11 protein-coding genes are annotated in these 13,071 nt (G+C 37.3%); 2 read left to right on the forward strand and 9 right to left on the reverse strand.

The genetic code is table 11. The annotated features are described in order from the left end of the window. Window positions 1–15: 15 nt before the first annotated feature. From secA to AC1M36_RS16895, 8 genes are all read right to left on the reverse strand, one after another. A complete protein-coding gene (gene secA / locus AC1M36_RS16860) occupies window positions 16–2,526 on the reverse strand; it encodes a preprotein translocase subunit SecA (protein ID WP_479846053.1) in 2,511 nt (836 codons plus the stop codon). A 338-nt stretch (window positions 2,527–2,864) separates the two neighbouring features. Beyond that, entirely contained in the window at window positions 2,865–3,407 is a 543-nt protein-coding gene (hpf, locus tag AC1M36_RS16865) for a ribosome hibernation-promoting factor, HPF/YfiA family (protein WP_336451653.1), read from the reverse strand. Between the two features lie 457 nt (window positions 3,408–3,864). Beyond that, on the reverse strand, window positions 3,865–4,062 hold the full coding sequence (gene cspC, locus AC1M36_RS16870; protein WP_001990088.1) for a cold shock protein CspC: 198 nt from the start codon (window positions 4,060–4,062) through the stop codon (window positions 3,865–3,867). Between the two features lie 319 nt (window positions 4,063–4,381). Further along, on the reverse strand, window positions 4,382–5,086 hold the full coding sequence (locus AC1M36_RS16875) for a ComF family protein (RefSeq protein WP_336451652.1): 705 nt from the start codon (window positions 5,084–5,086) through the stop codon (window positions 4,382–4,384). Beyond that, entirely contained in the window at window positions 5,086–6,432 is a 1,347-nt protein-coding gene (locus AC1M36_RS16880; protein ID WP_479846075.1) for an ATP-dependent helicase ComFA, read from the reverse strand. The genes AC1M36_RS16875 and AC1M36_RS16880 overlap by 1 nt, the downstream gene beginning before the upstream one ends. Window positions 6,433–6,815: 383 nt before the next feature. After that, window positions 6,816–8,135 carry a C40 family peptidase gene (locus AC1M36_RS16885; protein ID WP_479846054.1) on the reverse strand — a complete coding sequence of 440 codons (1,320 nt, stop codon included), beginning with the start codon at window positions 8,133–8,135 and terminating at the stop codon, window positions 6,816–6,818. A gap of 276 nt (window positions 8,136–8,411) precedes the next feature. Further along, window positions 8,412–8,726 carry a winged helix-turn-helix transcriptional regulator gene (locus tag AC1M36_RS16890; protein WP_016112543.1) on the reverse strand — a complete coding sequence of 105 codons (315 nt, stop codon included), beginning with the start codon at window positions 8,724–8,726 and terminating at the stop codon, window positions 8,412–8,414. A 171-nt stretch (window positions 8,727–8,897) separates the two neighbouring features. Next, window positions 8,898–9,740 (reverse strand): DegV family protein, encoded by an 843-nt coding sequence (locus AC1M36_RS16895; protein WP_336451649.1) that lies wholly within the window; start codon window positions 9,738–9,740, stop codon window positions 8,898–8,900. A gap of 240 nt (window positions 9,741–9,980) precedes the next feature. Here AC1M36_RS16895 and AC1M36_RS16900 point away from each other — a divergent pair, with 240 nt between their 5' ends. Then, window positions 9,981–10,622, forward strand: coding sequence for a YigZ family protein (locus tag AC1M36_RS16900; RefSeq protein ID WP_479846055.1), 642 nt, complete (start codon window positions 9,981–9,983; stop codon window positions 10,620–10,622). Between the two features lie 25 nt (window positions 10,623–10,647). Continuing rightward, window positions 10,648–11,757, forward strand: a complete 1,110-nt coding sequence (locus AC1M36_RS16905; protein ID WP_479846056.1) for an LCP family protein — start codon at window positions 10,648–10,650, stop codon at window positions 11,755–11,757. A gap of 61 nt (window positions 11,758–11,818) precedes the next feature. Here AC1M36_RS16905 and wecB read toward each other — a convergent pair whose 3' ends face one another. Beyond that, window positions 11,819–12,937 (reverse strand): non-hydrolyzing UDP-N-acetylglucosamine 2-epimerase, encoded by a 1,119-nt coding sequence (gene wecB / locus AC1M36_RS16910; protein WP_336451646.1) that lies wholly within the window; start codon window positions 12,935–12,937, stop codon window positions 11,819–11,821. Window positions 12,938–13,071 lie beyond the last annotated feature (134 nt).

Genomic DNA, 13,071 nt, shown 5'->3' on the forward strand with positions numbered 1-13,071 from the left:
CGGCGCCACTTTTCTTTATTTCCCAATACCACAGCAGTTTTTATATTTTTTACCACTGCCACATTTGCATAGGTCGTTACGTCCGATTTGGTCACCTTTTACGACTGGTTTCTTTTTCGCTCCTTCACCATCATCTTTCGGATGAACTGCCTCACCTTGCGCTACTTCTTGACGCTCTAGGTTTTGTTCGATTTCTGCTTTCATAATGTAACGAGAAATCTCTTCTTCAATAGCAGCAATCATTGATTCAAACATTGAGAATCCTTCCATTTGGTATTCACGAAGTGGGTCAATTTGACCGTAAGCACGTAAATGAATACCTTCGCGAAGGTGATCCATCGCATCGATATGATCCATCCATTTCGTATCTACAACGCGGAATACAACAACCTTTTCAAATTCACGCATTTGTTCTTCAGGCAGAAGTTTTTCTCTTTCATCATAGCGCTCCATCAACTTGGCAATGATTGGTTCGCTCATTTCTTCCGGCGCAAGACGACGTAATTCCTCTTCTTTTACATCCCCTTCTTCAAGAAGGTTTGTATTTAAGTAGTCAATTAGACCTTTAATGTTCCAATCTTCTTCAATTTCCTCTTGTGTATGAAGAGCAACGGCACGTTCTACAGTAGATGTCATCATCCCTTCGATAATGCCTCGTAAGTTTTCAGATTCCATTACCTCTTGACGCTGTTTATAAATAACTTCACGTTGTTGGCGAAGTACATCGTCATATTGCAGAAGTTGTTTACGTGCATCGTAGTTGTTTCCTTCTACACGTTTTTGCGCAGATTCTACAGCACGAGAAACCATTTTACTTTCAATTGGTTGTGAATCATCCATACCAAGGCGATCCATCATTGTTTTCATATTATCAGAACCGAAGCGGCGCATTAGTTCATCTTCCATTGATAAGTAGAACTGCGTCACACCAGGGTCTCCTTGACGACCAGCACGACCACGTAACTGATTATCAATACGACGGCTTTCATGGCGTTCTGTACCGATAACCGCTAGGCCACCAGCTTCTTTTACACCTTCGCCTAGTTTAATGTCTGTACCACGACCAGCCATGTTCGTCGCAATCGTTACAGAGCCTTTAAATCCTGCTTCTGTAATAATATCCGCTTCACGCGCATGGTTTTTCGCATTCAAGACGTTATGACGTACCCCTTTGCGTGTTAACATGTTTGAAATAAGTTCAGACGTTTCAATCGCAACTGTACCAACAAGAACTGGTTGTCCTTGTTTATGGCGTTTCACAATGTCCTCAACAACTGCGTTGAATTTACCTTCCATCGTTTTAAAAATTAAATCAGCACGGTCATCACGAACAATCGGTCTGTTTGTCGGGATTACAATAACATTCATATTGTAAATGTTACGGAATTCCTCTTCTTCTGTTTTCGCAGTACCCGTCATACCTGATAACTTTTCGTACATACGGAAGTAGTTTTGGAATGTAATTGTCGCAAGCGTCATACTTTCATTTTGAATTTCTACGCCTTCTTTTGCTTCAATTGCTTGGTGTAAACCTTCACTATAACGACGACCTTTCATAAGACGACCAGTGAATTGGTCTACAATTACGATTTCACCATCTTGTACAACATAATCTGTATCGCGGTGCATAACAACGTGTGCACGAAGCGCCTGATTAATATGGTGAAGAAGTGCAACATGTTTTAAGTCGAATAAGTTTTCAATATGGAAAGCTTTCTCTGCTTTCGTAATACCGTCTTCTGTTAACATGACATTTTTCGTTTTCACGTCAAAAGAATAATCTTTCTCATTTTCTAACGTACGAACAAACGCATTTGCAAACATATATAGTTCTGTTGATTTTTGTGCTTGTCCAGAAATGATAAGCGGCGTACGCGCTTCATCGACTAAGATGGAATCGACTTCATCAATAATCGCAAAATGAAGCGGACGTTGAACACGTTGCTCCTTATATAGCACCATGTTATCGCGCAAATAGTCAAAACCAAGCTCGTTGTTTGTACTATATGTAATGTCAGCAGCATAAGCAGCTTGCTTTTCCTCACGTGACATACTATTTAAGTTAATTCCTACTGTTAAGCCAAGGAACTCATGTAGTTGTCCCATTTCACCCGCATCACGCTGTGCTAAGTATTCATTGACTGTAACAACATGAACACCTTTACCTGTTAAAGCGTTCAAATAAACTGGTAAAGTAGAAGTTAACGTTTTACCTTCCCCTGTTTTCATCTCAGATATATTCCCTTCATGTAAGGCAATACCACCCATTAATTGCACAGGATAAGGGCGCATACCAAGAACGCGTGTTGCTGCTTCACGAACAACCGCAAAAGCCTCTGGTAATAAATCGTCTACTGTTTCGCCTTTTGTAAGACGCTCTTTAAATTCAATTGTTTTCCCTTTTAATTGTTCGTCAGTTAACGGTTGAATCGACGATTCTAACGCTTCTATTTGATCCACAATCTTCTGCATACGTTTAATTTGGCGCTGGTTTGCATCAAACACCTTTTTTAAAATACCGATCATAGGAAATACGCTCCTCTTTTATTAAAATAAAACTTCTGATCGTGCTCTATATTACAGTTCACTAATCAGTCGTTATAAAACGCTAATTTATTTTCTACTATTTTTTCTCCTAATTAAAAAACAAAAAAGTATAAACCTAATGATAATTGTAACACTTGTTTTATAACTATGACAACAACCGACCAAACGCGTGGTCAAAATTAGCTGAAACTTTGCTCAATAAGAATTTTATAGACTGCTTTGATTCTCACTCAATTATAAACTAGGGTAGCCCTTTCCCATCATAACGGAGTAAAAAATAAAAAAACGCAGCCTTTTACAGCTGCGTTTTCTACTTATTATTTTGTTTCAATTAAACCATATTTTCCATCTTTACGGCCATATACAACATTAGTTTCATTTGTATCGGCATTTGTGAAGACGAAGAAGTTATGTCCTAACATATCCATTTGTAAAATGGCTTCTTCAACGTCCATTGGTTTTAAGTCAAATCGTTTTGTACGTACCAGTTCTAATTCATCCTCTTTTACTTCTTCCAGAGTTGCCGCTGGTTCTGTAAGGATGAATGCAGTTTTCGGAGAACCTTTTTCACGTAATTTACGATTTACTTTTGTTTTATGTTTACGAATTTGTCGCTCAATTTTATCAACTACTAAGTCAATTGCAGCGTACATATCGCTATGAGTTTCTTCTGCACGAAGTAATAAATCTGTAAATGGAATTGTTACCTCGACACGTTGCTTGTCAGAGTATACTTTTAAATTAACTTTAATCTCTGGAAATGTATCAAAATAACGCTCTAATTTGCTCAGTTTTTTCTCTACATATTCCTTTAATGCTGGAGTTACTTCAATATTTTCACCACGAATGTTGAATTTCATAGATGAATTCCTCCTTTCAAGCCTATGTATACAGTTTCGACACCGGCTTAAAAACTCCTTCTAACTTTATTTAAAAAGTTAGCGAAATTGCAATTTTTTATCGTTTTTTGTTGAAAAGAAAAGATGCATCGTTTCTATTTACATTTTATCCTATTTACATCGTAAATAACGAATATAAGTATGTACAATTCGTTACAGAAAAGAAACAACTTTTTGACAACGCTTTCCGTAGTTTGAAAAACTGATATAAAACCATTTCTTTTAGGTACGGGGAGAAGCGGTTCGCTCCTTTTTATACCTATGCCATGTAAAAAACAAAAGGAGACAACAAGTGGAAGCCTCCTTCTGTTCTTTATAGCCGTAATTTATATGTTGTAAGATCCAATTTAATATCTATATATATAAACCGTTACCGCATACGCAACTCTATGTTTCTCACAAAACAATTCATTCAAAATTATAATTTCACAACATTCGCTGCTTGCGGTCCACGTGCACCATCTACAATGTCAAATTCCACTTGTTGCCCCTCTTCTAACGACTTATACCCATCTTGTTGAATTGCAGAAAAATGAACAAAAACATCATCACCATCTTCACGTTCGATAAAGCCAAATCCCTTTTCTGCATTAAACCATTTCACTCTTCCTTGCATGTTCTTTCCATTCCCTTCACTCTAAAAATAAGGGCATTTACCCCATATTTTGACTATAACGAATGACAACATATCAAGTCAAAGAAGTCTTGTCGTCTTTTTATTGTATCTTTCGACATGTATATATATAAACCCATCTTGATTTTTCAATATATTAGCTGCGGTTATGAAAACAAAAACAGTTCTCCACTTATTTCCTCTTTTTGTTTTCACACGGCATGGGGCGAAAAAAGGTACTGACCGCTTCTATGCATGGCCGGATGCTCTCGCCCACCTAAAAGAATGGTTTGATGTTGGTTTTTTCATTTGGATTTATATATTACCCCCGGCAAAGAGTGAGGCTCGAAACTGTTTGAGCCCCTGCATCATACAAGCACTCTGCAGCTTGCCTCAACGTAATACCTGTCGTATACACATCATCAATGAGTAACAGATGCTGACCAGCAAACGTTTCTTCCTTTTGAAAGTAAAAGGGATTTGCTACTGAAAGCCTCTCTATACGCTTTTTTTTACTTTGTTTTTCCGTATCTTTTCTACTGAAAGATGTTTGTAAAATACCGATTGGTAAACAAGATGCTAATAATTCCGCTTGATTAAAACCACGCTCATATTCCCTCTCCTTACTCAGCGGAATCGGAATAACTCCATGGCAATCTGAAAAATACTTATGAAATACAGCTATAAATTCCGTCCGAAAAACTTCAACAAGCTTAGCGTCCCCTCGAAATTTAAACCGAGCTAACACTTCCTTCATCCAATCATTATAGACGTACACAGATCGATTTTTTATAGGTAGAAACTTCATCTCTTCCTTCCATCTTACACAATCTTTGCAAAGGTTACCCTCCCTATATTCCTCCGAAAGAGACGCAAAAGGCCTGCCGCAATCCTCGCAAATTTCTCCTATAATATAGGAAAGTTTTCGTTCACACCTCTCACATATGCACCGCTTTTCAGACTGAATAAAAAAAGAATACCAGCTAACACTCTCGGAAATAGAATCATCACAAAGTAGACAATGCATTAATCTATCAACCCTTCTTGCTTCGCCCTTTTATTCATAGATTGAATATGCTTTTTCGCACGTATCATCGCTTCTGTTTTTCCATAATGAAAATAAAAGATATCGCCATCTGGCCTGTGATGACTTCTCCCTGCCCTACCAGCAATTTGTACAAGTGCACTTTCTGAAAAAACGACTTCTTCCGCTCCTAACACAGCAACTTGCAAATTCTCTACCGTCACACCACGCTCCAAAATCGTTGTCGTAACTAATAGCGGAATATTCCCTTTTCGAAAAGCCGCCACCTTTTCTTTTCGCTTTGAATCCTCTGCATGAACGCCTTCAATTCGATTATCTAATGCTTTTAATAATGTACTTACTTCATCGATATAACATACGTGGGGAACAAATAGAAAAATAGGAGATTGTTTGAGGAGATGATACTTTAACCATTTCAAAACAACAGACGAAATTTCTTTTCTCTTTAACGCCTTTTTCCAATTGCCGCACCACTGAAACCTTGGGACTGGCAAAGGATGACGGTGATAGCGCCCTGGAATGATTACACCTTTTTGTTTCCCGCTCCATAACTTACGTTTCCATGCTTCTGCCGGAGTGGCCGTTAAATAAATTTGCGCAGCATGATCTTTACTCGCTTGCTCTACCGCATAATGCAACATCTTGTCCATCGCATATGGAAAAGCATCAATTTCATCAACAATCATAACATCGAAGGTCTTATAATAACGAAGCAGTTGATGCGTTGTAGAAATGATAAGTCTCGCTTCCTTTTCACGGTCCAAACTACCACCATATAGCGCAGCAATCGGCACATCTGGAAAAACCGTTCGTAAGCGAGGCGCTAACTCTAACACTACATCAGTCCGCGGCGTTGCAATACAAACTCGTTCTCCTTTTTTAAGCGCCTCTTCGATACCATAAAAAAGCATCTCTGTCTTACCAGCTCCGCATACTGCCCAAATAAAAAAAGATTCTTTTCGCCGCACTGCCTCTATTACTCCATTAACTGCTCGGTCCTGTCCTGGTGATAATTTACCCTCCCAACATAAAGAGTTCAGCAAACTCTCCCACTCTACATTCCGAATACCACGAACGAGAACTGTACATTCTCCCACTCGCCCCATCGTGATACATTTTCGGCAATACGTACACATCTCATTACACCTTTTACATAAAAACGATGCAAATAACCGTTGTTCTGAATTTCCACAGCGCTGGCATATATATCGTGAAGATTTTTTGATTACCCCTTTTACTAAAGAAATATCTCCTTGCCTTTCCAAACAATCTAGTTCATCTTTTGACAACGAAATCTCTTCTAATAGCATCTGCCTTCCAGCTAGTATGGTTACCCCTCCTCTATAAAATGAAGCTTTAATCAACCCCCACCTATCCTCCTCATTTCTCTTTGAACCTTGAGGTGGGAGGTCCTACTCCCGTTAATACGGGATAAATCCATTTTGATTTTTAAACAGATAAATCACGGCTACCTCTAACACAAGCGGACCTGCTCTCATTTTCTCTTTTTGTTTCAAACTTGGCATGGTGCTCAAAAAGGCTCTGTCCGCTTCTATGCATCGCTGGATTCTCTCTCCTATCCATTTTTGCACTTATACAGCTTTACTATAACCCCTTCTCTTTCTCTCGTAAAAAACCAAAAAAGCCGATAACCTACTTTTAAAATAGTAAGCTATCGACTTTATACACGAGTTTTATTTAGTTAAAAATCTTATAATCTACCGTAACCTAAGAAATGTTTTGTATTGTATGAGCTATTTACGCTACCGTAAGTAACACCAGTTGATTCATCAGCAGCATGGATCATTTGGCCGTTACCGATGTAAATTCCAACGTGTGATACACCCGCTCTGTAAGTACCTTGTAAGAAGATAAGATCTCCTGGTTTTGCTTCAGATGCACTAATTTTTTGTACAGAACTCCATAAACTTCTTGTATCTTGGCGTCCTAAACCATACACATAAGAAATTAATCCACTACAATCAAAACCGCCTTTTGAAATATCCGCACTACCCCATACGTATTTCAAGCCAACTAATTTTTTCGCTTTTTCAACCACTCCAACATTTCCTCCACCATTATCACTAGGAGTTGTTGTTGTTGGTGCTGGAGCCGGAGCTGGTTTCACTTCTTCTTTTTTAGACTCTTCTTGTTTAGCTGGTGCTGCCTGTTGTGGAGCTGCTTGTTGCGGAGCTGCTTGTTGTGCTGGTGCTTGTTGCTCAGCTTGTTTTTGTGCTTCTTCTGCTTGTTTCTTCGCAGCAGCTTCTTGTGCAGCTTTCTCTTGCGCTTCTTTTTCTGCTAATTGTTGTAAGTATAAAGCTTGTTGTTCAAGCTCTTTTAATTGACTTTCCGTGCTAGTCATGTTGTTTACAACTGTATCCATCTTACCGCTTAAGTCGTTTACTGCTTCTTGTTTTTTCGCTTTTTCAGCGTCAAGTTCTTTCTTGGCAGTTTCGATTTTTGCTTGTGCTTCTTTTAATTCTTTTTGTTTTGCTTTTACCGTTTCAACGTCTTTTTTCACAGTTGCTTGATCTTCTTGTTGTGTTTTCATGATATCTTCATCAGATTCAAGAATTTTAGAAACAGAAGTTAAACGATCTACTAAATCTGCAATGTTTTTAGAGTTTACAACAACTTCTGTTACAACGTTCGTATTTGGTTGCTCTTGAAGCGCTACTAAACGCTTTCTTAATAAATCTTCACGTTTTGCAATTTTCGTTTGTAATTCTGCAATATTTTGATTTTTCTTCTCGATTAACGCTTGTGCTTCTTCAACTTTTTTCGTTGTTTCGTCAAGCTTTGCAGCGTTTTCTTGAACAGACTTATCTAAACCTTGAACTGTTTTATTTAATTCATTCATTTGTTTTTGAAGCTCATCACGTTCTTGTTGTTGTTTATGTAAAGTGTCATTTTGTGCGTTAATTTCTGTTTTTACGTCCTCAATCTTTTCCGCAAACACACTTGGTGTTACTACTGAAAACATCATAAATCCTGCAGCCAATGCGCAAGATGCCATTTTTAGCTTTTTCATTTTGTTTTTTACACCGCTTTCCTTTATTTTATTTTCCGTATATAATCTATTAAAATTTATACCATATTTCAGGGGATATTTTACCAATGTTACGCTTTTGTAAAATAAATGTAATATTGTGTTTGTAATTTCCTGACACCCTTCATCTAATCCTGTACTTTCTTGTAGAATCTTAAGAAAATCACACTATTTTTCTAGCCAATTGTCATAGATTTGTTACAAAAAGAAAAAAACACAAGAAAGGTTTCTTGTGTTTTTTCATAAGAAAATACTCTATTATTTCACCCATTTTTCAGCCCAGTTTTGGACTTCATTCATAACGCTTTCTAATGCTTTCCCTTTATCTGTTAATCCGTATTCGATTCTAACAGGTACTTCTGGATAAACATTACGAACAACTACACCTTCACTCTCTAATTCCTTTAAACGCTCTGACAACATACGATCACTCATATTTGGGATAATATCCGCAATTTCTCTAAATCGTTTCGGCTCTTCTAACAAAGATTTAATAATTAAACCCGTCCACTTTTTACTAAGCAGTGTAAAAGCCGATTCAAACTTTGGACATAAACAAGAATTATGCTCCATATGTTTCACCTCTCCTTTATTATAAAATAGTTTCTTATAAAAAGTAAGCAATAAAACTTTCCTCATTTTAGGTTATGTACCATTTTATCACTTCCAAATATTAACTTGTCAAACATGCATACGTATATCCGTAAAAAAACTCTCTACAAAAAGAGAGCTTTTACACTTTTATTATTTTGTATACCAACCTAGACCTAGTGATCCCTCTCCTAAATGCGTTCCAATTACAGCACCAAAATAACTGATGCGGATTGTAACATGAGGGTACTTTTCCTCTAGCTCTTGCTGCCACTCTTTCGCTTCCTCTTCACGATTTGCGTGAATGATAACAGCTTCCATTGGCATACCTTTACTCGCATGTTCATCAAAGATTTCAACGATACGCTTTAATGCCTTTTTACGCGTGCGAATTTTTTCAAACGGAATAATCACTTTGTCTCTAAAATATAACACTGGCTTTACTTGTAATAAGCTACCGATAAATGCTTGTGCGCTATTTAAACGACCACCACGTTGTAAATGATGCAAGTCATCCACAACAAAATAAGCATCTATTGTTTGTTTCATTTCATCAAACCGGGCTAAAATTTCTTCTGGCGCTTTTCCTTCGCTCGCCATTTTCGCACCTTCACGCACATAAAAACCTTGTACTTCACAACTAATTTCAGAATCATACGTATATACGTCAATCCCTTGAACCATTTGCCCTGCTGTTGTTGCCGTTTGATACGTACCACTAATTCCACTTGAAAGGTGGATACTAATAACCGCATCATATTCTTTTGCCAATTCTTCAAATAGCTCCACAAATTTCCCAATTGCTGGTTGAGAAGTCTTCGGAAGTTCTTCATGTTCACGTACTTTCACATAAAAATCATTCGCTGTAATTTCTGCTTCTTCTTGATAAGAGTTCGTCCCAAAAATTACATTTAACGGAATCATATGTATATTGAGTTCTTCACGAATATGCTTCGGTATATATGCTGTACTATCCGTAACAATAGCTGTTCTCATTTTCGTACCTGCCTTATAAAAAAGTTTTTATTTCCTAATTTTACACGAAAATAGGAAAAGGTGCATTAATGTATGAAAAATGCCGATTTAAGATTATAATCAACACTTGGGTAAATTACAATAAAAACGTTATGTTTATAATATAATTTGCTATATTTCTACAAAAAATGTTTGAATCTGAAAACTAGCCCTTTTACAATAAAAAGTACTAGTCATTTTGGAAGATAGGGGCGTATACCATTGCTATTACAATATTTAACAATCAAAAGCTACGGTGAACACGAAATTGTCATTCAAAAGTCACGGTTTATTTGCTACGTGAGCCGAGCGAAAACAGAAGAAGAAGCACAAGAATTTATTCAAAAAATAAAAAAACAACACTGGAACGCAACACATAACTGCTCTGCCTATTTAATTGGTGAACACGATCAAATTCAAAAGGCAAATGATGACGGTGAACCGAGCGGAACCGCTGGTGTTCCTATTTTAGAGGTATTAAAAAAGCGCGGGCTAAAAGATACAGTTGTTGTCGTCACACGTTATTTTGGCGGTATCAAACTTGGTGCTGGCGGTTTAATTCGCGCATATGGAAAATGTACAAGCGAAGGTCTTAATCACGTCGGAATTGTAGAGCGAAAACTAATGCGCATTATAAAGACAGAAGTTGATTATACGCTGCTCGGTAAAGTTGAAAATGAATTACGTCACTCAGCCTACGCGATTAAAGATATACATTACTTAGAAAATGTTACATTCGATACTTATGTAGAAGAAAATCAAAAACAAATTTTTACTGACTGGATGATTGAATTAACAAATGGGAAATGTACAATAAAAGAAGACAACATGTTGTATTTAGAACAAGACATTGTGCAACAATAACATATAATTTTAAAGGAGATTATGTATGAAAGAGCGTTATCATCATCTCCAGAAGAGAAGAATTAAAAAGAAGCGTAGACGTAGATTTTTCATCTATCTCATTTTTATAGGACTAATCGGCAGCGTAGGACTCTACATGTTTAATTCCTATTCTTCTCTCATGGAGATGTATAGTGGCTTCACTCGTGATAAATCAAAATTGCGTGCGGAAGATGTAGAAATCACAAAAGAACCTTTCAGCGTCCTTATTATGGGAATTGAAGATTATGCGACTGATGGACAAAACGGACGAACAGATTCGCTTATGTTCGCAACAATTAACCCAAAAACAAAAAATGTTTCTATCATGAGTATTCCACGTGACTCACGCGTTACGATCGCTGGAAAAAATAAAAAAGACAAAATTAACGCAGCACATGCTTACGGCGGAGAAAAAATGGCATTAGAAACGGTCGAGAACTTTTTACATGTTCCTGTTGACCATTATATTAAAATCGATTTCAAAGGCTTTAAAGGTATTGTTGATGCTGTTGGTGGCATTACCGTCGATGTTCCTTTCGATTTCGAAGAACGGTCTGATATAGATTACTATAAGCTGATTCAATTTAAACAAGGACAGCAAGAGTTAAATGGGGAAGAAGCATTGGCTTATGTCCGCATGCGAAAGCAAGATCCAAATGGAGATTACGGCCGCGCCACAAGGCAACGACAAGTACTTGCTGCAGTTGTCCATAAATTAAATTCTGCTTCCACAGTCTTTAAAATTAAAGACTTGGCAGAAGTTGTTGGAAAATATGTAAAAACTGATGTACCTGTGTCTGATGGACTTGCCTTATACAATAAATTATCTGGATTTGATCCTTCGAACATCCAGACGCTCAAATTAGAAGGTGAGGATAAAAAACTAAACGATATTTATTACTTTATTCCAGATGAGATGAACCTTCAAACTGTTCGTAATGAAATTTTGAAAAACTTAGGACAAGATAATACAAACGCAAATTCTACAACCAATTCAAGTTCTAACTCTAATACAGAGTCCACAAACTCATCTACTAAGACAAAAGAACAAGAGCCTCCTCCGTCTACGAACGCGAATGCGGAATGGTTAATGCGAAATCATCAGCAAAATTAAAGACTGCACAAAAAAGAGCCACTCTCTATCATTAGATATGAGGAGCGGCTCTTTTTTTTACTTACTTTTTATTAAAATATTGTAAAATTGCTTCTACAATACGCTCTGAAGCAAGACCGTCACCATAAGGGTTAGATGCTTGCGCCATTTTGTCATGCGCTTCTTTGTTAGATAATAATTCATCTGCAAGTGTAAAGATTGTTTCTTCGTCTGTACCTGCTAATTTTAAAGTTCCTGCTTCAATACCTTCCGGACGTTCCGTTGTATCTCGAAGAACAAGAACCGGTACACCAAGAGAAGGTGCTTCCTCTTGTACACCACCAGAATCTGTTAGCATTAAGTACGAACGCGCTGCAACATTGTGGAAATCAATTACATCTAGCGGTTCAATTAAATGAATGCGGTTATGTTCTCCTAAAATATCGTTAGCTGTTTCACGTACAACAGGATTCATATGAACTGGATATACAACTTGTACATCTTCGTATTTTTCAACAAGGCGTTTAATTGCACGGAACATATTGCGCATTGGTTCACCTAAATTTTCACGACGATGCGCTGTCATAAGTACAAGTCGGTCATTTCCAAGTTTCTCTAGTACCGGATGACTATACTCTTCTTTTACTGTCGTTTTTAGAGCATCAATTGCTGTGTTTCCTGTTACAAAAATACGAGATTCATTTTTATTTTCTTGTTGCAAGTTCGTTGCTGATTTCGCTGTAGGAGAGAAATGAAGATCTGCCATCACACCTGTTAATTGACGGTTCATTTCTTCCGGATATGGAGAATATTTATCCCATGTACGAAGTCCAGCTTCAACATGGCCGATTGGAATTTGATTATAGAAAGCAGCAAGGCTCGCAATAAAAGTAGTTGTTGTATCACCGTGTACAAGAACGATATCTGGCTTTGCTTCCTTCATTACTTTATCTAAACCCTCTAGGCCACGTGTTGTAATATCAATTAATGTTTGACGGTCTTTCATAATATTTAAATCAAAATCCGGCGTAATTCCAAAGATATCTAATACTTGATCTAGCATTTGACGATGCTGCGCTGTCACTGTCACAATGGATTCAATTTGCTCAGGATGTTTTTGCAACTCTAACACAAGAGGTGCCATTTTAATCGCTTCTGGACGTGTTCCGAAAATTGTCATTACTTTTAAACGTTCAGTCATTTCACTGCCTCTTTTCTTTCACTAGTTACAATATATGCTATATAAATACAAGTTAAAAAAACCGATACAAACCTTCCTTTTTTGGTGGGAAGAGAGCGTCCAGCCATGCATAGTAGCGGTCAGATCCTCTTTTA

Source organism: Bacillus sp. Medicinal_06 (genome assembly GCF_056711665.1).